This is a genomic window from Diaphorobacter sp. ED-3 (assembly GCF_027625375.1).
Lineage (GTDB): Bacteria > Pseudomonadota > Gammaproteobacteria > Burkholderiales > Burkholderiaceae_C > Diaphorobacter > Diaphorobacter nitroreducens.
On the sequence record NZ_CP115182.1, the window covers coordinates 142,871 to 164,318 of the forward strand.

Annotated in this window: 17 protein-coding genes and 1 pseudogene; 8 read left to right on the top strand and 10 right to left on the bottom strand. The window is 69.8% G+C overall.

The window, feature by feature from the left end; genetic code table 11:
• The first annotated feature begins 102 nt into the window (after nucleotides 1–102).
• Together PCQ86_RS00725 and wrbA are read left to right on the top strand one after the other, a co-directional pair.
• Nucleotides 103–846, top strand: coding sequence for a gamma-glutamylcyclotransferase (locus PCQ86_RS00725; protein WP_270174620.1), 744 nt, complete (start codon nucleotides 103–105; stop codon nucleotides 844–846).
• Between the two features lie 138 nt (nucleotides 847–984).
• Nucleotides 985–1,587, top strand: coding sequence for an NAD(P)H:quinone oxidoreductase (gene wrbA, locus PCQ86_RS00730; RefSeq protein ID WP_019373987.1), 603 nt, complete (start codon nucleotides 985–987; stop codon nucleotides 1,585–1,587).
• Nucleotides 1,588–1,797: 210 nt separating this feature from the next.
• Here wrbA and PCQ86_RS00735 read toward each other — a convergent pair whose 3' ends face one another.
• Nucleotides 1,798–3,222, bottom strand: coding sequence for an FAD-binding oxidoreductase (locus tag PCQ86_RS00735; protein ID WP_123675402.1), 1,425 nt, complete (start codon nucleotides 3,220–3,222; stop codon nucleotides 1,798–1,800).
• Between the two features lie 281 nt (nucleotides 3,223–3,503).
• Entirely contained in the window at nucleotides 3,504–3,884 is a 381-nt protein-coding gene (locus PCQ86_RS00740) for a calcium-binding protein (protein ID WP_012655178.1), read from the bottom strand.
• 155 nt (nucleotides 3,885–4,039) lie between these two features.
• On the opposite strand from PCQ86_RS00740, the gene PCQ86_RS00745 reads away from it, so the two are divergent.
• Nucleotides 4,040–4,612, top strand: a complete 573-nt coding sequence (locus PCQ86_RS00745; RefSeq protein ID WP_047350915.1) for a cob(I)yrinic acid a,c-diamide adenosyltransferase — start codon at nucleotides 4,040–4,042, stop codon at nucleotides 4,610–4,612.
• Between the two features lie 358 nt (nucleotides 4,613–4,970).
• Here the strand turns inward: PCQ86_RS00745 and PCQ86_RS00750 are convergent, their stop codons facing one another.
• Nucleotides 4,971–5,393 carry a hotdog fold thioesterase gene (locus tag PCQ86_RS00750; protein WP_270174621.1) on the bottom strand — a complete coding sequence of 141 codons (423 nt, stop codon included), beginning with the start codon at nucleotides 5,391–5,393 and terminating at the stop codon, nucleotides 4,971–4,973.
• Nucleotides 5,394–5,616: 223 nt separating this feature from the next.
• On the opposite strand from PCQ86_RS00750, the gene PCQ86_RS00755 reads away from it, so the two are divergent.
• On the top strand, nucleotides 5,617–6,774 hold the full coding sequence (locus PCQ86_RS00755; protein WP_270174622.1) for an ABC transporter substrate-binding protein: 1,158 nt from the start codon (nucleotides 5,617–5,619) through the stop codon (nucleotides 6,772–6,774).
• A gap of 246 nt (nucleotides 6,775–7,020) precedes the next feature.
• On the opposite strand, the gene PCQ86_RS00760 is transcribed toward PCQ86_RS00755, so the two are convergent.
• Complete coding sequence (locus PCQ86_RS00760) at nucleotides 7,021–8,541, bottom strand: acetyl-CoA hydrolase/transferase family protein (RefSeq protein WP_270174623.1); 1,521 nt, start codon at nucleotides 8,539–8,541, stop codon at nucleotides 7,021–7,023.
• A gap of 199 nt (nucleotides 8,542–8,740) precedes the next feature.
• Here PCQ86_RS00760 and PCQ86_RS00765 point away from each other — a divergent pair, with 199 nt between their 5' ends.
• Nucleotides 8,741–9,472, top strand: a complete 732-nt coding sequence (locus tag PCQ86_RS00765; RefSeq protein ID WP_012655183.1) for a TFIIB-type zinc ribbon-containing protein — start codon at nucleotides 8,741–8,743, stop codon at nucleotides 9,470–9,472.
• Nucleotides 9,473–9,605: 133 nt separating this feature from the next.
• Here PCQ86_RS00765 and PCQ86_RS00770 read toward each other — a convergent pair whose 3' ends face one another.
• The 3 genes and pseudogenes from PCQ86_RS00770 to PCQ86_RS00780 all read right to left on the bottom strand — a co-directional run bounded on the left by PCQ86_RS00770 (nucleotide 9,606) and on the right by PCQ86_RS00780 (nucleotide 14,409).
• Nucleotides 9,606–10,892 (bottom strand): solute carrier family 23 protein, encoded by a 1,287-nt coding sequence (locus tag PCQ86_RS00770; RefSeq protein ID WP_011803519.1) that lies wholly within the window; start codon nucleotides 10,890–10,892, stop codon nucleotides 9,606–9,608.
• A 202-nt stretch (nucleotides 10,893–11,094) separates the two neighbouring features.
• A complete protein-coding gene (locus PCQ86_RS00775) occupies nucleotides 11,095–12,393 on the bottom strand; it encodes a methyl-accepting chemotaxis protein (protein ID WP_270174624.1) in 1,299 nt (432 codons plus the stop codon).
• A gap of 96 nt (nucleotides 12,394–12,489) precedes the next feature.
• Nucleotides 12,490–14,409, bottom strand: a pseudogene (locus PCQ86_RS00780) (B12-binding domain-containing radical SAM protein).
• 33 nt (nucleotides 14,410–14,442) lie between these two features.
• Here PCQ86_RS00780 and PCQ86_RS00785 point away from each other — a divergent pair.
• The gene (locus tag PCQ86_RS00785) at nucleotides 14,443–15,366 is read left to right on the top strand and encodes a LysR family transcriptional regulator (RefSeq protein ID WP_270174625.1); all 924 of its coding nucleotides are present in this window, start codon (nucleotides 14,443–14,445) and stop codon (nucleotides 15,364–15,366) included.
• A 169-nt stretch (nucleotides 15,367–15,535) separates the two neighbouring features.
• On the opposite strand, the gene PCQ86_RS00790 is transcribed toward PCQ86_RS00785, so the two are convergent.
• From PCQ86_RS00790 to ubiM, 3 genes are all read right to left on the bottom strand, one after another.
• A complete protein-coding gene (locus PCQ86_RS00790) occupies nucleotides 15,536–16,507 on the bottom strand; it encodes a tripartite tricarboxylate transporter substrate binding protein (RefSeq protein WP_270174626.1) in 972 nt (323 codons plus the stop codon).
• Between the two features lie 12 nt (nucleotides 16,508–16,519).
• Complete coding sequence (locus PCQ86_RS00795) at nucleotides 16,520–17,401, bottom strand: amidohydrolase family protein (RefSeq protein WP_270174627.1); 882 nt, start codon at nucleotides 17,399–17,401, stop codon at nucleotides 16,520–16,522.
• A gap of 141 nt (nucleotides 17,402–17,542) precedes the next feature.
• On the bottom strand, nucleotides 17,543–18,823 hold the full coding sequence (ubiM, locus tag PCQ86_RS00800; protein ID WP_270174628.1) for a 5-demethoxyubiquinol-8 5-hydroxylase UbiM: 1,281 nt from the start codon (nucleotides 18,821–18,823) through the stop codon (nucleotides 17,543–17,545).
• A 172-nt stretch (nucleotides 18,824–18,995) separates the two neighbouring features.
• Here ubiM and PCQ86_RS00805 point away from each other — a divergent pair, with 172 nt between their 5' ends.
• Together PCQ86_RS00805 and PCQ86_RS00810 are read left to right on the top strand one after the other, a co-directional pair.
• Nucleotides 18,996–19,235, top strand: coding sequence for a DUF6139 family protein (locus PCQ86_RS00805; protein WP_012655189.1), 240 nt, complete (start codon nucleotides 18,996–18,998; stop codon nucleotides 19,233–19,235).
• A 113-nt stretch (nucleotides 19,236–19,348) separates the two neighbouring features.
• Nucleotides 19,349–21,436 (top strand): acetoacetate--CoA ligase, encoded by a 2,088-nt coding sequence (locus tag PCQ86_RS00810; protein WP_270174629.1) that lies wholly within the window; start codon nucleotides 19,349–19,351, stop codon nucleotides 21,434–21,436.
• The last annotated feature ends 12 nt before the right edge of the window (nucleotides 21,437–21,448 follow it).

Genomic DNA, 21,448 nt, shown 5'->3' on the forward strand with positions numbered 1-21,448 from the left:
GATGCGAAATACAGTGAACCGCAGTGAAGAGCTGCGCGCCGCCGCGCCGTTCTCCAGCGTACGCGCCCGCTCCTTCCCCCCGGTTCTGCATCGACCCCACCCATGGAACCCCACGCCTTCAGGCACCTGCCCGAACTGCAAGGACGGCTCACGCCGCCCCAGGCCAGCGGGCTGCGCCTGACCGACGAGGTGCTCGCCGCCTGGGATGCGCAGGCGCGCCAGCAGGGCCTGTCCGCCGACTGGCGGCTGCCCGATGACGTGGTCGAGCGCTCACGCCAGGCCGTGCTGGCGCAGAGCGAGAGGTGCGACCTCTGGGTGTTTGCCTACGGCTCGCTGATGTGGAACCCCGCCATCCATTTCGACGAGGTGCGCCGCGCCCGGCTCGCGGACCATGCGCGCCGCTTCGCGCTGGCCACCACGATCGGCCGCGGTACACCCGACAGCCCGGGCCTGGTGCTCACGCTGCAGCGCGGCGTGGGTGACTGCGAGGGGTTGGCATTCCGCATTCCGCAGGCGCTGCTGGAGCGGGAGTCGCGCATGCTGTGGCGGCGCGAAATGATCCACGGCAGCTACTGCCCGGGCTTTCAACCGCTGCACACGCCGCAGGGCGGTGTGCGGGCGCTGGTGCTGTCCGCCAACACCGCGCACCCGCTGCACCGCGGCGGGCTGTCGCTGGACGACACCGCGGCCATCATCGCCAGCGCGCAGGGCAGCGTGGGCAGCAACCGCGACTACCTGGACCAGCTGGCGTGCCAACTCGACCTCTTGGGCATCCGCGATGACTACGTGCGCTGCCTGGCTGCCCGGGTGCGCGCGCACCGCGCGGCGCCGGACCGGGGTGGTTAAGTGAGATCGAACCAGCGCCGGTGGAGCCTGCTGGAGCGGGGTGCCTCTGTGTGCTGGCCCATGAAGGCGGCGGGGTGCTGCGCGCGCTGCCTGCCATGCTGCTTGTGGCTGCACAAGCGTTCTTGAAAAGGGAAAGTCATGTCCAAGGTACTCGTTCTCTACTACTCGACTTACGGCCATCTCGAAACCATGGCGCAGGCCGTCGCCGAAGGCGCGCGCTCTGCCGGTGCCACGGTGGACGTGAAGCGCGTGCCCGAAACGGTGCCGCAGGAGATCGCCCGGTCCGCGCATTTCAAGCTGGACCAGTCCGCACCCGTCGCCACCGTGGCCGAGCTGGAAAACTACGACGCGATCATCGTCGGCGCGCCCACGCGCTTTGGCCGCATGCCCTCGCAGATGGGCAGCTTCCTCGACCAGGCGGGCGGCCTGTGGGCGCGCGGCGCCCTCAACGGCAAGGTGGGCGCGGCGTTCACCTCCACCGCCACGCAGCACGGCGGGCAGGAGACGACGCTGTTTTCCATCATCACCAACCTGCTGCACTTCGGCATGGTGATCGTGGGGCTGCCCTACAGCTTCCAGGGCCAGATGACGCTGGACGAAGTGGTGGGCGGCGCCCCCTACGGTGCGACCACCATCGCCGGCGGCCAGGGCCAGCGCCAGCCCAGCGCGACCGAGCTGGACGGCGCACGCTTCCAGGGCCGTCTGGTGGCCGAGACGGCCAACAAGCTGTTCGGCGCCTGAAGCCACGCCGGTGCCGCGCGGCGTGGTCCGCGTGGTGCCGGGTGGTGGAGCGCCTGCCCCCAGCCCAGCCGCGGACCGGCTGGGCTTTTTATTGCCCGCGCGCTCGGGCCCGTTGTGCGGAAAACAAGGGTAAAAAAGGCCCTAGCGCTTATGCAGCAAGCGCTTGCAGCTATTGAATCAGGAGTGCCCGCGCGGCCGCCGCGGCGCAGGCTACAGCGCGAAGATCTTGCCCGGATTGAGGATGTTCTGCGGGTCCAGCGCGCGCTTGATGGCGCGCATCATCTCCACCGCGCCTTCGCCGGCCTCGTCCACCAGAAAGCCCATCTTGTGCACGCCCACGCCGTGCTCGCCGGTGCAGGTGCCGCCCAGGCGCAGCGCGCGCGCCACGAGCTGGTGGTTGAGCCGCTCGGCTGTCTCGCGCTCGGCGGGGACGGCCGGGTCCAGCAGGTAGCCGAAGTGGAAGTTGCCGTCGCCCACGTGGCCCACCAGGAAGTAGGGGATGCCGCTCGCGTCGGCCTCGGCCACGGAGTCGAGCAGGCAGTCGGCCAGGCGGCTGATGGGCACGCAGGTGTCGGTGCTGATGGCCTTGCAGCCCGGGCGGCTCTGTACGGCGGCAAAGTAGGCGTTGTGCCGCGCGGTCCACAGGCGCGTGCGCTCCTCGGGCGTGGTGGCCCATTCAAACGCGTTGCCGTCCCATTCGCGCGCAATGTCCTGCACCACCTCGGCCTGTTCCTGCACGCCGGCGGGCGAGCCGTGGAATTCCATCAGCAGCAGCGGCTCCTCGCGCAGACGGAGCTTGCTGTGGGCGTTGACCATGCGCACGCTGTTGGCGTCGATGAGCTCCACGCGCGCGATCGGCACACCGAGCTGGATGGTCTGGATCACCGTGCGCACGGCGGCCTCGATGGTGGGAAACGAGCAGATCGCCGCGCTCACCGCCTCGGGCAACGGGTACAGGCGCACGGTGACCTCGGTGAACAGGCCCAGCGTGCCCTCGCTGCCCACCATCAGGCGCGTCAGGTCATAGCCCGCGCTGCTCTTCTTGGCGCGCGTGCCGGTGCGGATCACCTCGCCACGGGCGGTGACCACCTCCAGCGCCAGCACGTTCTCGCGCATGGTGCCGTAGCGCACGGCGTTGGTGCCGCTGGCGCGCGTGGCGGCCATGCCGCCGATGCTGGCGTCGGCGCCGGGGTCGATGGGGAAGAACAGGCCCGTGTCCTTGATCGCCTCATTGAGCTGCTTGCGCGTGATGCCGGGCTGTACGGTCACGGTGAGGTCGTCGGCGTCAACGGACAGCACCCGGTTCATGCGGCCCATGTCGATGCTGATGCCGCCCTGGACGGCCAGCAGGTGCCCTTCGAGCGACGAGCCCGCGCCGTAGGGGATCACTGGCACGCCATACTGCGCGGCCAGGCGCACGGCGTCCTGCACGTCCTGCGTGCTCTCGGCAAAGACCACGGCCGCCGGCGGGGGCGCCTGTAGCGAGCCCTCGTCGCGCCCGTGCTGCTCGCACACCGCCTGCGCCGCCGAGTACTGCGCGCCAAAGCGTGCGGCCAGCGCGTCCAGCATCGCCTGCGGCACGGGGCGCGGCGTGGTCAGGGGTTGCAGATGGGCGGTGGTCGCGGGGGCGTTCATGGCGGGCTTCCTTCAAGGCGCGTGGGTGGCGGCCATTCTAGAAGTCCGGGCTGCGGCCTGCGGGCCGCGTGTTGAGAGTCCACCATGGTCGGCCTGTGGCGAAAGGCCGATCTAGCGTGTATCCATGGAAAAACCCCGCCCGCACCCTGGAGGACAGTGCAGGCGGGGGGTGGTGGCGGCCCGAGAGGGCGGGGTCGCCCAGACGGGCCGCCCAGGACGGGTACGGCGTTGCGCTCGAAGGGTGCGTAATCAATGCTTGACCATGCCCGTCCCTTTAAGCGTCAAGACCGGCTGCCGGCCTCGAATTCGGTGCGGGACAGACTGCCGTTCTTGTCCTTGTCCAGCGCCTGGAAGCGGTTGGCGATGGCGGGTAGCTGGCCCGCCTCGGCGCTGCTCAGCTGGCCGTCGCGGTTGGCATCGGCGCGTTCAAAGGCGCTGGCGCTGGCGCTGCTGCCGCTGGGCGTGGCCGTGCTGCTGCCGCCAAAGGTCGCTTTGGGCTGCGTTGTGGCTGGGCCCGGCCCCGTCTGGTACTGCGGTTGTGCGGAGGGGGCGCTGGGCGTCTGGGCCTGCGCCGCCGCACCGCCCACGGTCAGCGCCGCAAACAGCATCACGCTGCGGGCATCGAAGGAGGGTAGGGTGCGTCGTTGCGGTGTGTGAGGCATCGATTCGGCTCCGGTGGAAGTTGAACAGGCCTTCATTGCACCGCAGCATGGATGCCGCAGCCAGCACTTTTGCCCGCTGTTGCCCGTCTCCACAATGGCCCGGCGGATGTAACGCACAATCGTCGCCCCGGCCCCGAATGAGGAGGAAACGCGCCATGGGAAACAGACTGACACAAATCGCCACGCGCACCGGCGACGACGGGTCCACGGGCCTGGGCGACAACACCCGCGTGTCCAAGGCCAGCGGCCGCCCGCAGGCCATGGGCGACGTGGACGAGCTCAACTCCCACATCGGCCTGCTGCTGTGCGAGCCGCTGCCCGCGGACATGCGCGAGCTGCTGATCGACGTGCAGCACCAGCTGTTCAACCTGGGCGGCGAGCTGTCCATGCCCGGCTACGAGCTGCTCAAGGACGATGCGCTGCTGCAGCTGGACAACGCGCTCGCGCGCTACAACGCCGAGCTGCCGCGGCTGCTGGAATTCATCCTGCCCGCGGGTACGCGCGCCGCCTGCCAGGCCCATGTGTGCCGCACGGTGGCCCGCCGTGCCGAGCGCTCCGTGGTGGCGCTGCAGCAGCATGAGACCATGCGCGCCGCGCCGCGCCAGTACCTGAACCGTCTGTCCGACCTGCTGTTCGTGCTCTCGCGCGCGCTCAACCGCATGGACGGCGGCAGCGAGGTCTACTGGAAGAGCGAGCGCCTGGCACGCCAGAACGATGCTACTGAATAAGTAGCTGCCAGCGCAGACTGGTCAAGCGCTGCGGCACGATTGGACGCATAACACGATGGGGCGCATAAGTCACCGCAACGCGGCAGGTGCGCCGGCGCGCAATCCATCACCCCGCTCCAACCTTCCGAAAGCCGCAGCGCAGGCCGCAGGCGCTGTCTTTGGGCGCGAGTGGGGTGGTGTTGCTATTAAAAAAGTAGCTGCTCGCGCTTATCCATCAGGCGCTACACCCCGATTGGACCCATTGTCCCACTGCGGCCCGGAACGGTGCCGGCGCGCGATCCCTCGTCATGCTGCCCTTCCGAAGTCCGCGGAGCAGGCCACGCCAGCAGACGCCGCGCAGCGCCTCAGGGGGATGCCTTTATTTCGGCGCCAGCATCGCCATGGTGATGCGCGACACGCAGGTCAGCTCGCCCGCGTCGTTCACCATGTCGATCTGCCAGACCTGTGTGGTCTTGCTGATGTGCACCGGCCGGGTCGTGCCCGTGACCCATCCGCTCCTGGCGGCGCGCAGGTGGTTGGCGTTGATGTCCAGGCCCACGGCCAGCCAGCCCTCGGGGCTGGCGTGGTAGGCGCCCACCGAGCCCAGTGTCTCGGCCAGCACCACGCTCACGCCGCCGTGCAGCAGGCCGAAGGGCTGGCGCGTGCGCTCGTCCACGGGCACGCGCGCGCGCAGGAAGTCGTCGCCGACTTCGGTGAACTCGATGCCTAGGTGGCTCACGGCGGTGTTGGCGCTGGAGGCGGTGATCAGCGCGAGGGTGGTGGGTTTTTTCCAGAGGGACATGGTCTGAGGGGTCTCACATCAGGGCTGCGCCCGGCAGCGGCTCCGGGCTTTGGCACGATTGGTGGGCTCGGTGGCGGAAGTTGCAACCTCCACACGCCCAGAATCGACCGGTTTGCTCGTTTGGAGCTTATCCGTTTCCCGTGCGCAGTGCTTTGCGCGGCCCACCAGCGGGCCGGGGCGCCGCGGGGCTGCCTTCCCATCCAACCCACACATTCCTTTGACCATGCAACGCCGCCAGTTTGTCCTCCAAGCCGGCCGAGCCGCCGCCCTCGCGGCCGCGCCGGCCTTCGTGCTCCCGGCCCGTGCGCAGGACGCGCCAGGCGTGTCCGCTAAGGCCCTCTCGATCGGCTGCTCGGCCGCCATGAGCGGCCCATTGCTGGGCTTTGGCACCGACATCCAGCTGGGCGCGGGCGCTGCTTTCGCGCAGGCCAACGCGCGCGGCGGTGTGCATGGGCGCACGCTGCAGCTGCAGATGGTGGACGACGCCTATGACCCCGAGCGCACGCTGGCCAACGTCAAGCAGATCATCGGCCAGGGCAGCGCACTGGCGCTGCTGTCGTGCGTGGGCACGCCCAACAACACGGCCATCGTGCCGCTGGTGGAAGAGGCCGGTATTCCCTACGTGGCGCCGATCACGGGCGCGTCGTCGCTGCGCAAGACCACGCGCAACGTGTTCCATGTGCGCGCCAGCTACACCGACGAGGTGCAGCGCCTCATCCAGCGACTGGCGGGCATGGGCCTGAAGGGCATCGGCGTGGTGTACCTGGACAACGGCTACGGCCGCGAAATGCTGGAGGACGCCACGCGCGCCCTGGCGGCGCTGAACATGAAGCCCGCCGTGCAGGTGGCCGTGGCCACCGACGGCAAGAACCTCCCCCAGGTGCTGCAGGCCGTGGCCGCGGCGCGCCCCTCGGCCGTGCTGCTGGCGACCGCGGGCACGGTGTCCGTGGGCCTGGTGCGCGGCATCAAGAAGGAATCGCCCGGCGTGCTCATGGCCGGCCTGAGCGTGACGCTGCCCAGCGCCAGCCTGGGCCAGCTGGGCGAGGACGGCAGCGGCCTCGCGCTGTCCATGATCGTGCCCGACCCCAACCGCGCCAAGCTGCAGCTGGTGCGCGACTACCAGTCCGCCATGCGCGCGCAGGGCAAGAGCGAGTTCTCGCAAGGCAGCCTGGAGGCCTACGTGAACGCGCGCGTGCTCATCGAAGGCCTGGACCGTGCCGGCAAGGACGTGACCCAGCCCAAGCTGCGCGCGGCGCTGGCGGGCATCCGCAACCTGGACCTGGGCGGCTTCGTGGTGGACTACAGCGGCCAGGCGCCCTACGTGGGCTCGCGCTTCATCGACCTGGGCGTGCTGGGCAGCACGGGCCGCTTCATCGCCTGAAAGCGGCACCGCTGAGGCGCTTTGCGCCTCGGTGCAGCTGCCCAAGGCGGCAGCCCTTCGGGAACGTCCAAGCCTGCGCAGGCAGCTAGTGCGCGCCGCAGTCCCGCTCTCGTATTTGCTGCGCGATGCGGGCAGGGGGCGCGCCCCACGGCGATGGGGCGGCGCGGCCGGTCCAGGCCCTTGCCTGGGGCGCGCCAGTTCTCCGTTCTTTGTGTAGGCCCCGGGGCGCCAGGGACGGCTGGGCCCTCAGGGCAGCATGCTGCCCGTGGCCAGGCAGCGCTCGTGCCAGGACAAGGCCTCGCCCAGGATGTGGGGCGTGTGCTGCGCGCCCTTGCTGCGCGCGCGGTCGAAATAGTCCTGCAGCAGCGGGCGGAAGTCCGGGTGCGCGCACTTGTCGATGATGACCTGCGCGCGCTGGCGTGGCGACAGGCCGCGCAGGTCGGCCAGGCCCTGCTCGGTGACGATGATCTGCGTGTCGTGCTCGGTGTGGTCCACGTGCGAGACCATGGGCACGATGCAGCTCACCTTGCCGCCCTTGGCCACCGAGGGCGTGACGAAGAACGACAGGTAGCCGTTGCGCGCATAGTCGCCCGAGCCGCCGATGCCGTTCATCATGGCCGAGCCCATCACGTGCGTGGAATTGATGTTGCCGTAGATGTCGGCCTCGATCATGGCGTTCATGGCGATCACGCCCAGGCGCCGCACCAGCTCGGGGTGGTTGCTGATCTCCTGCGGGCGCAGCACGATGCGGTCGCGGTAGAAGGCGATGTGTTCGTTGAAGTCCTTCAGCGCCTCGCTGCTCAGCGAGATCGCGGTGGCCGACGCCGCGGTCATCTTGCCGCGCTTGATCAGCTCCAGCATGCCGTCCTGCAGCACCTCGGTGAAGCCCAGCAGTTCGTCGAACGGGCCGTCCAGCAGCCCGGTCAGCACCGCGTTGGCCACGTTGCCCACGCCCGACTGCAGCGGCAGCATGTTCTTGGGCAGTCGGCCCACCTTCACCTCGTGGGCCAGGAAGTCGATGATGTGCGCCGCGATCTGGTTGGAGACTGCGTCGGGCTTGGCGAAGGCCGTGTCGCGGTCGCGCTGGTGCGTCTGGACCACCGCGATCACCTTGGACGGGTCCACGCGCAGGTAGGGCTCGCCGATGCGCTCGGTGGCCTGCGTCAGGTGGATGGGCTGGCGGCGCGGGGGAATGGCCGTGCCGTAGTAGATGTCGTGCATGCCCTCCATCTCGATCGGGGGCAGCGAGTTCACCTCGAGGATCACCTTGTCGGCGATCTCCAGCCAGGTCTTGTTGTTGCCCACGGCGGCCGAGGGGATCAGCCGGCCGTCGGGCAGGATGCCCAGCACCTCCACCACGGCCACCTGCATGGGGCCCAGGAAGCCGAACCAGGCGTGCTGCGCCACGTGCGAGAGGTGGATGTCCAGGTAGTGCACCTCGCCCGCGTTGATCTTGTCGCGGCAAATCGGGTCCGACTGGAAGGGCAGGCGCTGGTGGATGCCGTTCACCTTGGCCAGCGCGCCGTCCAGCTCGGGCGCGGTGGAGGCGCCCGTCCACACGTTGACCTGGAACGGCCGGCCTGCTGCATGCTCGGCCTCGATGCGCGCGGCCAGCGCCAGGGGCACCTGCTTGGGATAGCCCGCGCCGGTGAAGCCGCTCATGCCGATATTGGCGCCGGCCGGGATCAGGGCCGCGGCTTCGGCCGCGCTCATGATTTTCTGGGCCAGACCGGGGTGCTGGATACGGGGGGACGACGAGGTGGACACGCTAACTCCAGACGGACAAGCGCCCCGTGCAGGCCTGGCGGGCAGCTGGCGCGGGGCGCAAAAAAGAGCGTAAATCTTAGCAGCGGCTCCTTGCGCGGCTAGGGATAACCCTGGCCTTACACCGCGCTGACGCAGGCCGCCCGCGCAGGCGCGGCCGCGTCGCGGCACCGGCCGGGCAGGCAGTACGATCGCGTCCACCATGCCGTTCACGCCGCTTTGCCCCTCGTGCCGCCAGCCCACCGAGATCCGGCGCTTTGCCGCCAGCACCGGAGGCACGTTGGAGCTGGACCTGTGCTTTGCCTGCCAGGGCATGTGGTTCGACCCGCAGGAGAACACGCGCCTGGCGCCGGCGGCCGTGCTGGAGCTGTTCGAGCTGCTGCACCAGCACCGAGGCGACGCGCACCACCCGCTGGCCGACCGGCTGCGCTGCCCGCGCTGCAGCCAGGCGCTGGCCAAGGGCTACGACGTGGCGCAGGGCGGGCGCTACGTCACCTACCGCTGCGCGGCGCGCCACGGGCGCTTTTCGACCTTTGGTTCGTTCATGGTCGAGAAGGGCTTCGTGCGGCACCTGTCCACGATGGAGATCGAGGCGCTGGCCGAGCGTGTGGGCACCATCAACTGCACAAGCTGCGGCGGCACGGTGGACATCCGCCACGACCACGCCTGCCCCTACTGCCGCTCGGCCCTGTCGCTGCTGGACCCGCAGGCGGTGGACAAGGCCCTGGCGCGCCACGGCAGCGCCGCCCGCCAGACCGCGCCGGCGGACGCCGCCTCGCCCGACGCCCTGGCCGACGCGCTGGTGGCGCTGGAGCGCAACCGCGCGCGGGAGGAGCGTGCGCGCCAGCGCGAACGGCTGGAGGGCACGCGCAGCGACGAGTTCGACCTGCTCACCGCAGGCATCGAGATGGTGTGGTCACTGCTGCGGCGTTGATCGGTTTGCTGCTAAAAAAAGAGCTGCTGGCGCTTGTCATGATTGATTATCAAGGCGGAAAGTGCCTTGAATCGTTTCAGGATAAGCGCCAGCAGCTATGGATACGGGAGCGCCTGGGCGCTCCCGCCCAGCCTTACTTGCCGCGGTTCAGGGCCGCGTACAGCACGATGGCGCCGAAGGTCGCGGTGCCGATGCCGCCCAGCGCGAAGTCGCCGAACTTCAGCGTGAATTCGCCGGTGCCCAGGATCAGCGTGATTGCCGCCACGATGAGGTTCTTGTTCTGCGAGAAGTCCACCCGGTTGTCCACCCAGATCTTGGCGCCGGCAATCGCAATCAGGCCGAACACCACGATGGACACGCCGCCCATGACCGGCAGCGGGATCGCCTGGATCAGCGCGCCGAACTTGGGCGAGAAGCCCAGCAGCACCGCCAGCAGCGCCGCGACCAGGAACACCGCCGTGGAGTAGATGCGCGTGGCGGCCATCACGCCGATGTTCTCGGCGTACGTCGTCACGCCCGTGCCGCCGACCGCGCCGCTCACCATCGTCGCCACGCCGTCGCCGATGAAGGCGCGGCCCATGTACTGGTCCAGGTTCTTGCCGGTCATGGCCGTCACGGCCTTGATGTGGCCCAGGTTCTCGGCCACCAGGATGATGACCACCGGCACGATCAGCAGCATGGCGGGCGCGCTGAACACGGGCGCGTGGAACTGCGGCAGGCCAAACCAGGCGGCGTTGGCGATGCCCGATACGTCGATCGGCTTGCCCAGGCCCATGCCGTTGGTCAGCAGCGCGTACAGCAGGCTGGCGATGATCAGTCCCACCAGGATCAGCAGGCGCTGCAGCATGCCGCTGGTGAATACCGCCACCAGCGCCACGCACACGAAGGTCAGGGCCTGCATCCAGGCCTCGAAGTTGTTGGCCGCCATGTTCTTGATGGGGATGCCGGCCAGGTTCAGCCCGATCACGGCCACCACCGCGCCGGTGACCACCGGGGGCATGAAGCGCTCGATCCAGCCCGTGCCCACCAGGTGCACCACTACGCCCACCAGCGTGTACACCAGGCCGCAGGCGATGATGCCGCCCAGCGCCACGCCGATGTTGGCGTTGGGGCCCTTGCCTGCATAGGCCGTGGCCGCGATCACCACGCCGATGAAGGCGAACGACGAGCCCAGGTAGCTCGGGACCTTACCACCGGTGATGAGGAAGAAGATCAGCGTGCCGATGCCGCTCATCAGCACCGCCACGTTGGGGTCGAACCCCATCAGGATGGGCGCCAGCACCGTGGCGCCGAACATGGCGATGACGTGCTGGATGCCCATCAGCCCGGTCTGCGCCCAGGGCAGCCGCTCATCCGGTCCGATCACGCCGCCACCCTGCAGCACCTGCGCCGGGCGCTCATTCCATTGCAAAAGGGCCATGGGGCTCTCCTTGTGTGAAAGCGCTGATTTTAGAGGTTAGATGGGCCTCTGGCGCTTGTGTGGCAAGCGCAAACAGCTATCAAATCAGGAGTGTGCCGGAGTGCGCTATCACCCAGGGGTGCCAGACGGGCCCATCGCCGCCGGCCTGCCGAGCGTGGCGGGGCCGTTTTCTGCCGTCACGGGGCCCAGGTTTGCCAGGCCCTCAGCGCCCCGGCTTGCCGGTCTCGAGCGCGTGCAGCTCCTGCACCACGTCAACCACCTTGTGTGCGTCCTCGCGGATGCGCTCGATGGCGTCGCGCGCCTGGCGTGACAGCTGGGCACCCTGCTCCACCGCCGCCACGCCGCCCTGGATGTGGTCGATCATCGCCCGCATCTCCTGCAGCACGGCCTGGATGGTCTGGTGGATGTCGTTGGTGGCGGTGCGGCTGTCGCCGGCGAGCTTGCGCACCTCTTCGGCCACCACGGCAAAGCCGCGCCCGGCCACGCCGGCGCGCGCGGCCTCCACCGCCGCGTTGAGGGCCAGCAGGTTGGTCTGGTCGGCCACGCGGCGTATGCCCTGCACGCTGGCGGCGATGCTCTCGGTCTTGCGCCCGAGTTCGTGCACGCGGGCCGCGGTGTCCTCGAACAGCTGGGCGATCGACTGGATGCGCGCCGTGGCGTCGACGATGGTTTGCGTGCCTTCTTCGGAGAGCTGCTGCGTCTCCTGCGCCACGGCAAACGCCGTGTTCACGCCCTGCTCGCGCGCCTGCGCCTGCTGCACACGCGCGGTGATGTCGGTGGCGAACTTGACGATGTGGCTCACCACGCCGTCAGGGTCGAGCACCGGGTTGTACGTCGCCTCCAGCCACACCGTGCGCCCCCGCGCATCGACGCGCTCGATCTTGCCCTTGGAATACACGCCCGCGCGCAAATCGTCCCAAAAGCGTGGGTAGTCGCTGCTTTGCGCGAATGCGGGCGGGCACAAGATGCGGTGGTGCTGGCCCACCAGGTTCTGGCGGGTGTAGCCCATGGTGTGCAGAAAGTGGTCGTTGGCGCGCAGCACATGGCCTTGCAGGTCGAATTCGATCACTGCCATGGAGCGTTCGATGGCCTCCAGGATGGCATGGGCGCGCTGCGTCTGCTCCTGCGTGGCGGTCACGTCGTAAACCAGCCCCACGATGCGCTCCACCCGGCCGCGGGCATCGCGCACGGGGTAGAACATGCCCTGCACCCAGACCACGGTGCCGTTTTTGCAGCGGCGCTGCGCCGTGCCTTGCACGAATTCGCCGCCGCACAGGCGCCGCCAATTGGCCTGAAAGGCAGGGCTGGCAACGTATTCCGGCGGATAGAAAATCGTTTGGGGCAGGCCGATCAATTCGGCACGCTGGTAGCCCAGCAGGTCACAAAACCGCGCGTTCACTTCGCGCACCGCGCCTTGGACATCCACTTCGACCACGGCCGTCTGCTCTGCAATGGCCTGCCAGCGCCCTTGTGCCGAAAAACGTTGCTGCTGCCACCACATAGGACACCTCGTTGCTCAGAAATACCGGGCATGTAGTGTACGCGCGGTGAGCGCAACGCTTTGCGGGGAAAGCGCGAGAGGCTATTAAAACAATAGCTATCGCGCCGCCAGGGCGCGCGCGATGCGGCCTGGCCGCACCGTGGTCTTGGGCACGTGGAAGGGGAACCACATGCGCACGTCCTGCTCCAGCCCGATGCCGTGCATGTAGTTGTAGGTGGCCTTTTTCAGCCCGGCGCCCAGCGCGTCGTGGTCCACGCCCGTGGGGTCGATGAACGCCACATCGTTCTTGGCAAAACCGCCCGGCGGCAGCGGGGCCAGGGTCACGCCGTATTCCTCGGGGCTCTGCCCCACGGGCGAATGCACGGTGCAGGCAAAGCGGTGGAAGAAGCCGCTCTGGATGCAGCCGTTCTCGAACAGCTGGCGCACGTACTCCAGCGCATCCACCGTGTCCTGCACGGTCTGCGTGGGAAAGCCGTACATCAGGTAGGCATGCACCAGGATGCCGGCGTCGCTGAATGCGCGGGTCACGCGCGCCACCTGGTCCACGCTGACACCCTTCTTCATCAGGCCCAGCAGCCGATCGGAGGCGACCTCCAGCCCGCCCGAGATGGCGATGCAGCCCGCGTCGGCCAGCAGCTCGGCCAGCTCGGGCGTGAAGGTCTTTTCAAAGCGCACGTTGCCCCACCAGGAGATGCCGGTGCCGCGTGCGATCAGCTCCTGCGCGAGCGCCTTGAGGGCCTTGGGTGGCGCGGCTTCATCGACGAAGTGAAAGCCCGTCTGCCCGGTCTCGGCCACGATGGCCGCGATGCGGTCGGCCAGCACCTGGGCGCTGGCGCCCTCGTAGCGGCCGATGTAGTCCAGATTCACGTCGCAGAAGCTGCACTTCTTCCAGTAGCAGCCGTGCGCCACGGTGAGCTTGTTCCAGCGTCCGTCGCTCCACAGCCGGTGCATGGGGTTGAGCATGTCCAGCAGCGACAGATAGCGCTGAAGCGGCAGGCCGTCCCAGGTGGGCGTGCCGATCTCGGCAAAGGCGACGTCGGGCTCCGCCAGGTGGATGTACTGCACGGCACCATCGTCATTGCGCACAAAGGTGCGCACCAGCCGCTGGCGCCCGCGCTGGCCTTGCAGGTGCTCCAGCAGCGCGAGCAGCGGGCGCTCGCCGGCGTCCAGCGTCACGTAGTCGAAGAAATCGAACACCCGTGGGTCGGTCAGCTCGCGCAGCTCGGTGTTGACGAAGCCGCCGCCCAGCACGGTGACGATGTGCGGGTGCTGTGCCTTGAGGGCCTGGGCAATGCGAAACGCGCCGTACACCGAGCCCGGGAAGGGCACCGAGAGCAGCACCACGCCGGGCTGGTGGCGCGCGACGGCCTCATGGGTGAGCTGCTGCAGCACCTCGTCCACGAGGGTCGGCGCCTACGCCAGCGCGTCGGCCAGCGGGTCGGCCAGCGGGTCGAACGTGGGCTGGCTGCCGGCGAGCTGTTCGGCGTATCGCACAAACTCGAAACGCGTGTCCACGGCGCCCTGCAGCACGTCCGCCAGGTCGTTGAGGTACAGCGTGGCCAGATGCTTGGCCTTGTCGGTCAGGCCCAGGGCGCCGAAGGCCCAGCCCAGCGGGTCGCCGCTGCCGTCGTCCTCGTACACGTCCAGCGCCGCGAAGCGCGGCCCCTCCGGCAGGTAGTGGCGGCCCACGATGCGGTGCGCGAGGGTGCTGTCGCGCCCCTGCAAAAAGGCCATGGCTGGGCCGACGGTGGCCAGGTACCGCTCCTGCTGTGCAAGAAAGAACTGCACCGCCGGGCTCTGCGCGTTTGCGGGCAGGGCCCGCGCCCTTTCGGCGACCTGCGCCAGACCGTCGCGCGAGAGCAGCCGCAGCACCAGCGCGATCGCCAGGTCTTCCTGGAAGGCGGCCACGCCGCGCGAGCGCAGGAAGCCCGTGAGGTAGGCGGTGGAGGGGTAGGGCGTGTTGAGCTGCGTCATCGGCGGGATGACGGAGAGCACGCGCGCAGGTGTGGAAGGCATGGGGCGCCGATTATCGGTTTACCCTTGCCCACCATGCCTTCTTCCGTGTCCCATCCCCCGCAGCGCCCGCCCGGCGAGCCGTTCGACACGCGCACCATGCGCTACCTGCTCGCGGTGGCGGACTGGGGCAGCATGACGGCTGCGGCCGAGCACCTGGGAGTGGCGCAGCCTGCGCTGAGCCAGGCGCTGCGGCGGCTGGAGGCCGACCTGGGCGTGCGCCTGTTCGAGCGCTCGCGGCGCGGGGCGGTGCTCACCGGCGCGGGGCGGGCCGTGATCGACGACGTGCGCGCCAGCCTGGCGCTGGCGCAGTCCGCCGAGCAGCGGGCGCGTGCCATCGCTGGCGGCAAGACGGGGCGGCTGCACATCGGCTTCGTCACGCATGCGGTGTACGAGGCGCTGCCTGCCGCGCTGCGGCTGCTGCACTCCGAGTTCGCGGGCACGCAGGTGGTGCTCTCGGAGATGAGCAATGCCGACCTGCTGGAGGCGCTGGGCGAAGGGCGCATCGACCTGGCGATGCTGCACACGCCCGTGGACCTGCAGGGGCGCGTGCGGCAGAAGCTGGTGCGCCGCGACCCGCTGGTGGCCGTGCTGCCGGCGGATTGCCCGGCCGATGCCGACGGCCGCGCCGCGCTGGCCGATGTGGCACGGCTGGGGCTGGTGTGGTTCCCGCAGGCGCAGCTGCCCGCACTGCGCGCGGGCATCGCGCAGGCCTTTTCGCGCGCGGGGCTGGAGATGCGCGTGGTGCAGGAGGCCAACCGCTCGCTCACCGTGCTCTCGTGCGTGGCCGCGGGCATCGGTGCGTCGCTGCTGCCGCAGTCGGCCACGGTGCTGCGCCACCGGGGCGTGCGGTTCGCGCCGCTGCGCGACGGCGAGCGGCTGCCGCATTTCGAGCTCAGCGTGCTGTGGCAGGCGTCGGGCCGGCCGACGATCGCCAGTCAGCTGGCCGATCGCCTGTAGACGGTTTTTCAGGGAGCCGCGCGGAGCCCACGGCCCATAAAACCCGCATGCGCCATGCCAGCGGACGCCGCGCAAGGGCCGCCCCGCCGCGCCGGCGTCGTCCCCCTTCCCATAGCGCGAAGCGCGTAGAGAGAAGGGGGAAGCGGCACAGCCGCTCAGGGGGTTGTTCTCAATCCAGCGAGATGCCGGCCTGCTTGCCGAGCGCCGTCCACTGAGCGATCTCGGCGCGGCGGAACTGGTCCAGCTCCTTGGGCGTGGAGCCGATCACCTCGGCGCCGATCGACATCAGCCGGGCCTTGATCTCGCGGTCCGACAGGGCGGCGGCCACGTCCTTACTGATCTTGTCCACCAGCGCCGCGGACGTGCCCGCAGGGGCGAACAGGGCGTTCCACTCGTACACGTCGACGCCCGGCACGCCGGCCTCGGTGAACGTGGGCGTGTCGGGCAGCACGGGCGAGCGCCGCTGGCCCGCCACGGCCACGGGAACCAGCTTGCCGCCCTGGATGTAGGGCAGAGACGAGGCCAGGCTGGCGAAGAACACGGGCACGGTGCCGGCCATCACGTCCACCATGGCCGGGCCGCCGCCGCGGTAGGCCACGTGGGTCATCCGGGCGCCGGTCTTCATGGCGAACAGCTCGGCCGCCAGGTGTTGCGCGGAGCCGTTGCCCGACGAGGCGTAGTCCACCTTGCCGGGGTTGGCTTTCACGTGGGCGACCAGGTCCTTGGCCGTGCGCCCGGGAAAGCCCGGGTTCACCACCAGCACGTTGGGCACCTTGAGCATCAGCGATACCGGCGCGAACGCCTGGAGCGTGTCGAACGGCATGCGCTTCTTGAGCGCGGGGTTCTGCGCGTGGTTGGAGGCGTCCACCATCAGCGTGTAGCCGTCCGCGGGCGCGGCCATCACGGCCTGCGCTCCGATGATGCCGCCGCCGCCCGCGCGGTTGTCGATCACCACGGGCTGGCCCCAGATCTGCGAGAGCTTGGGGCCCAGGATGCGGGCCACGGCATCCACTGTGCCGCCTGGCGGGTAGGTCACCACCAGCTTCACGGGCTTGTTGGGAAAGCCGGCCGGGGCCTGGGCGTGCACGGCCGGCGCGAGGGTCAGTGCCAGAGCGGCGAGGGCGATGGAACGTCGTTGCATGGTGTCTCCTTGTCAGATGGCGGGGGGAATGCGGAACAGCTCGGCGGCCGTTGCGCCGAGGATGCGGCGGCGCTGCGCGGCGTCGGGCACCCAGTCGGCGAGCGCGCCCAGGCTGCGCGCGTAGTCGGCCTGGTCCTGGTGCTGCGTGTGGGGCCAGTCGCTGCCCCACACGAGGCGCTCGGGCCCGAAGGCGTCCAGCAAGGCGCGGGCGCAGGCGCGCGCGCCCTCGGCATCGGCCTGCGGCACGCCGCGTGCGTTGCGGTAGGCGGCGGAGAGCTTGACCCAGACGCGGCCCGACGCGGCGCGGCGCAGCAGCGCGGCGAAGCCGGGGTCGCCATCCGCCTGCGCGGCATGGGGCCGGCCGAAGTGGTCCACCACGATGCGGCAGCCGGCGGGCAGTGCGGCGTCCAGCAGCGCGGGCAGGTCTGCCGCCTCGCGGTGCAGCTCCAGGTGCCAGTCCAGTGCCTTCAGGCGGGCCAGGAAGGTCTGCCAGCCGGGCGTGCCGAGGTCCGGCAGCGGCTGGCCCATGAGGTTCAGCCGCACGCCGACCACGCCTGCGGCGTCGAGGCTGGCGAGTTCTTTCTCATCCGCCGCGGGGGCCGTCATCACCACGCCGCGCAGGCGCCCGGGATGGGCGCGCAGCGTGTCCAGCAGGAAGCGGTTGTCGTTGCCCAGGAAGCTCGGCTGCACCAGCACGCCGTGCGTGATGCCGTGGGCGTCCAGCAGGCCCAGGTATTGGGCGGGCGTGGCGTCGAATGCCGGCGCATAGCGGCGCGCCGAGGCCAGCGGCAGGCGCTGGAGGAAGACATGCGCATGGCTGTCCACCGCCACGGGCGCGGCGGCGCGGGCCGTAAGCGGGTGCGGATGCGGCGGTGTGCCTGGGTGAGCGGACATGGGGATGGGCGCCTGTGCGGAAGGGTTGGCGCGACTGTAGGCAGCCGGGTGCGCGCGCGTGAGTGGCGCGCGGGTGCCCATCCATAAGCTGCCGTTATGGCTGCCGCGCTGGCGGCGCCGCAGCCCCTCCCCGGAGGGGAATCAGGGCCGCTGTGCGTGGCCTGCCGCCGTAGGCCAGGCCGGGCGCCGCCCCGTGAGCTGGCTGACGATGGCCGCCTTCAGCGGCGGCAGCCGGCTGGCGCCCGCCAGTACGGCCTGGCGCAGCAGGCGGGGCAGCGGCCGGTCGTCGGTGTACAGGCGCACGATGGCATTCGTGCCCTGGTACAGCGGCCAGGCGTGGCGGTGATGGCCGCGCGCGTAACCCTCCAGCACGCTGGCGGCGCCGATGTCCGCGCCGCGCTCGCGTGCCTGGGTGAGAGTGCGCGTGAGGCTGTCCACACCCGCCAGCCCCAGGTTGAACCCGTGCGCCGTCACCGGGTGCATGCCGACGGCCGCGTCACCCAGCAGCGCGCAGCGCGCGGCGGCGAAGCGGTGCGCATACACGGCGACCAGCGGGTAGGCGTGGCGCTCGCCCACCAGCCGCATGGCGCCCAGGCGGTCCTTGAACTGGGCTTGTACGCGTGCGGCGAATGCCTCAGGGGGCAGTGCCAGCAGCTCCTGCGCATGCGCCGCGCCGGTGGTGACCACGGCCGAGCACATCGGCGCGCCATCGACCAGGTCGCCCGGCAGCGGCAGGATCGCCAGCGTCTGCTCGTAGCCGAAGCACTCGTGCGCGACCTCGTGGTGCGGCAGTTCGTGGCGCAGGCGGCAGACGATGACCGTGCGGCCGAAGTCGTGCATGGCTGCGCCAATGCCCAACTGGCGCCGTGTGGCGGAAAAGCGGCTGTCGGCCGCCACCAGCAGCGGGGCCTGCAGACGCTGGGGCGCTGCGTCGAGGTTGCGGGTGGCGGTGTATTCCAGCTCGGCATGTGCGGGCGTGACGGCCACGCGCGTGACGCGCGCCTCGGTGACCAGTCGTACGCCGGGCGTGTGCGCGGCTACCTCGTAGGCCGTGCGGCGCAGCGCGTGGTTGGGCACGATCCAGCCCAGATGCTGGACGCCGCTGCCGCCTGCGTGCAGCTGCATGGCCCCGCGCTGGCCCACGGGGCCGTCGTGCACCTGGGCCTCGCGCAGCAGGCCGATCTCGTGCGCGGCCAGGCGCTGCCAGCTGCCGATGCGCTGCAGCGTCGCCACGCTGGGGTGGGTGAGTGCGATCTCGCGCCCGTCGGCCGGGGGCGCGGCCAGCGTGGAAGCGGGTTGCTGCTCCAGCACCGTCACCTGCATGCCGGCCTGGGCCAGCGAGGCCGCCAGCGACAGCCCGGCAGGCCCCGCACCCACGATGAGCACGTCGCTGCGCTGAGAGGAAACGTCTTGTGTTGTCATGATTCAGAAACAGGCCGCCGGCAGTGGCAACAGCGGGCAATTGTCGGCAGGGCGGAAAGCGGCGATCTTGCCTTGCGTCAAGCACGGCGGCCATGCGGCCGCCTCCTACGCCGGGCGGGCGATGGTCTTACTACAGTGGAGAACCCTGCAACCAGCAAGCAAAGGACCCGACATGCGCGTGGACATCTACCGCCGATCCGAAGCCGAGGGGCGTTATTCCCATCTGGCCGTGCCCGAGGGCAAGCCCATACCGCAGGAGGCCATCAATACCGATTGGAACTGCGAGCACCGCGCCGTGGAACGGGACGAAACCCAGGCGCACTGGAACGACCTTGGTATTCCCGAGCCCGGACGGCAGCTGCGCGACAAGGGCTATGCCATCACCAGCGTGACGGAGCAGCCGCGGCGCTGAGGCCAGGTGCGGCCGGCCAGGTGCCGCCGGCGAGGTGCGGCCGGCAAGGTGCGGCCGGCAAGTTGTCACGTGCGTGGCGCGCACGGAGGCAGCGACCGCGCTAGGCTGTGCGCATGGAGACACACCACAACATCCCCCCAACACACCCGCCTTACGCGCCCCAGATACGCCGCTACCAGGATTGGCTGCAGGCGCAGCACGGCCTGCGCTTTGACGATTACGACGCGCTCTGGCGCTGGTCCACCACCGATCTGGACGCCTTCTGGCAGAGCGTCTGGGACTATTTCGACCTGCAGTCACCCACGCCGCACCGCGCGGTACTCGCAAAGAACGTGATGCCCGGCGCGCAGTGGTTCCCCGGCGCGCAGGTGAACTACGCGCGCCAGGTGCTGCGCCATGTGGGCGCCGCACAGGCCGCGGGCCAGCCGGCCCTCATCGGCCGCAACGAACGCGGCGAGCGCCGCGAGCTGTCCTGGCCCGCGCTGCGCCGGCAGGTGGCGGCGCTGGCGCTGCACATGAGGGCCCAAGGCGTACAGCCCGGCGATCGCGTGGCAGCCTACCTGCCCAACATCCCCGAGACCATCGTCGCCTTCCTGGCCTGCGCCAGCATCGGCGCGGTGTGGAGCCTGTGCGCGCCCGACATGGGCACGCACGCGGTGCTGGACCGCTTCCGCCAGATCGCACCGACGGTGCTGTTGGCCGTGGACGGCGTCACCTATGGGGGGCGCGACCATGACCGTTGCGACGTGCTGGCGGAACTGCGCGCGCAACTGCCCACGCTGCGCCACGTGGTGCTGGTGAACAACCTGGATGCTTCAAAAACAGTAGCTGATACCGCTTGCTACGCAAGCGTCATCGCCCGAAATGATGCAGAGACTGCGGCCTTTGAACCGGCGTGGCTGCCGTTCGACCACCCGCTGTGGATCGTCTATTCCAGCGGCACCACCGGCCTGCCCAAGCCCATCGTGCACGGCCATGGCGGCATGATGCTGGTGATGCTGCAGCTGGCGGTGCTGCACAACGACATCGGCTGCAGCTACGCGCCCAACTCCCTGGGCGAGCGCTACCACTGGTACAGCTCCACCGGCTGGATCATGTGGAACGCCCAGGTCGGCGGCCTGCTGGGCGGCACCACCTGCGTGCTGTACGACGGCAACCCCGGCGGCAGCAAGGAGCGGCCCGACTGGACAGTGCTGTGGCGCATGGCGGCCGAGGAGCGCGTGACCTTCTTCGGCGCTGGCGCCGCGTTCTACGGCCACTGCATGAAGGCCGGGATCACACCTGCGGCCTGCGGCGATCTGTCGGCGATCCGCGTGCTGGGCTCCACGGGGTCGCCGCTGCCTGCCGAAGTGCAGCGGTGGGGATCGCAACTCCTGGCCAGCGCGGGCGTGCCTCAGGTCTGGTGGTGCAACATCTCCGGCGGCACCGACTTCGCGGGCGCCTTCATCGGCGGCAATCGCGAGCTGCCGCAAACGCCCGGGCGCATGCAGTGCCGCATGCTGGGCGCAGCCGTCGAGGCCTGGGACGAGCAGGGCCGCCCGGTGCTGGACGCCGTGGGCGAACTGGTGTGCACCCAGCCCATCCCGTCCATGCCCTTGTTCCTGTGGGGCGACGCCGATGGCGCGCGCTACCGCGCCAGCTACTTCGAGATGTACCCGCCCGGGCATGGCCGCAGGCCCGGCGGCGGGGATCTGGGGCCCGAGGCCGGGGCCGTCTGGCGCCACGGCGACTGGATCGAGATCGGCTCCAGCGCCCACCCCGGCTGCGTGATCTACGGCCGCAGCGACGCCACCATCAATCGCCACGGGTTGCGCATGGGCACGAGCGAGATCTACAGCGCCGTCGAGGCCCTGCCCGAGGTGCTCGACAGCCTGGTCGTGGACCTGGAATACCTGGGCCGCGCCAGCTACATGCCGCTGTTCGTGGTGCTGCGCAGCGGCCTGGTGCTGGACGACGGCCTGCGCGCGCGGATCAACGACGCCATCCGCGCCAGCCTGAGCCCGCGCTTCCTGCCCGACGAAATCGTGCAGGTGGCCGAGGTGCCGCGCACGCTGAGCGGCAAGAAGCAGGAGCTGCCCGTCAAGAAGCTGCTGCTGGGCCAGCCGATGGACAAGGTGGTCAACCCGGACGCCATGGCCAACCCCGGCTGCCTGGCGTGGTACGTGGACTTTGCGCGGCACCGTGCGACGGCGGTTGCTTAAAAGATAGCTGCT

What these genes read in the sequence shown, in the direction of transcription:
- PCQ86_RS00755 (WP_270174622.1), top strand. Translation starts at nt 5,617, where the DNA reads ATGCAACGCCGCCAGTTTGTCCTCCAAGCCGGCCGAGCCGCCGCCCTC.
- PCQ86_RS00810 (WP_270174629.1), top strand. Translation starts at nt 19,349, where the DNA reads ATGGAGACACACCACAACATCCCCCCAACACACCCGCCTTACGCGCCC.
- PCQ86_RS00750 (WP_270174621.1), bottom strand. Translation starts at nt 5,393, where the DNA reads ATGTCCCTCTGGAAAAAACCCACCACCCTCGCGCTGATCACCGCCTCC.
- PCQ86_RS00745 (WP_047350915.1), top strand. Translation starts at nt 4,040, where the DNA reads ATGGGAAACAGACTGACACAAATCGCCACGCGCACCGGCGACGACGGG.
- PCQ86_RS00805 (WP_012655189.1), top strand. Translation starts at nt 18,996, where the DNA reads ATGCGCGTGGACATCTACCGCCGATCCGAAGCCGAGGGGCGTTATTCC.
- PCQ86_RS00735 (WP_123675402.1), bottom strand. Translation starts at nt 3,222, where the DNA reads ATGAACGCCCCCGCGACCACCGCCCATCTGCAACCCCTGACCACGCCG.
- PCQ86_RS00785 (WP_270174625.1), top strand. Translation starts at nt 14,443, where the DNA reads ATGCCTTCTTCCGTGTCCCATCCCCCGCAGCGCCCGCCCGGCGAGCCG.
- ubiM (WP_270174628.1), bottom strand. Translation starts at nt 18,823, where the DNA reads ATGACAACACAAGACGTTTCCTCTCAGCGCAGCGACGTGCTCATCGTG.
- PCQ86_RS00775 (WP_270174624.1), bottom strand. Translation starts at nt 12,393, where the DNA reads ATGTGGTGGCAGCAGCAACGTTTTTCGGCACAAGGGCGCTGGCAGGCC.
- PCQ86_RS00790 (WP_270174626.1), bottom strand. Translation starts at nt 16,507, where the DNA reads ATGCAACGACGTTCCATCGCCCTCGCCGCTCTGGCACTGACCCTCGCG.
- PCQ86_RS00765 (WP_012655183.1), top strand. Translation starts at nt 8,741, where the DNA reads ATGCCGTTCACGCCGCTTTGCCCCTCGTGCCGCCAGCCCACCGAGATC.
- PCQ86_RS00740 (WP_012655178.1), bottom strand. Translation starts at nt 3,884, where the DNA reads ATGCCTCACACACCGCAACGACGCACCCTACCCTCCTTCGATGCCCGC.
- PCQ86_RS00795 (WP_270174627.1), bottom strand. Translation starts at nt 17,401, where the DNA reads ATGTCCGCTCACCCAGGCACACCGCCGCATCCGCACCCGCTTACGGCC.
- wrbA (WP_019373987.1), top strand. Translation starts at nt 985, where the DNA reads ATGTCCAAGGTACTCGTTCTCTACTACTCGACTTACGGCCATCTCGAA.
- PCQ86_RS00770 (WP_011803519.1), bottom strand. Translation starts at nt 10,892, where the DNA reads ATGGCCCTTTTGCAATGGAATGAGCGCCCGGCGCAGGTGCTGCAGGGT.
- PCQ86_RS00725 (WP_270174620.1), top strand. Translation starts at nt 103, where the DNA reads ATGGAACCCCACGCCTTCAGGCACCTGCCCGAACTGCAAGGACGGCTC.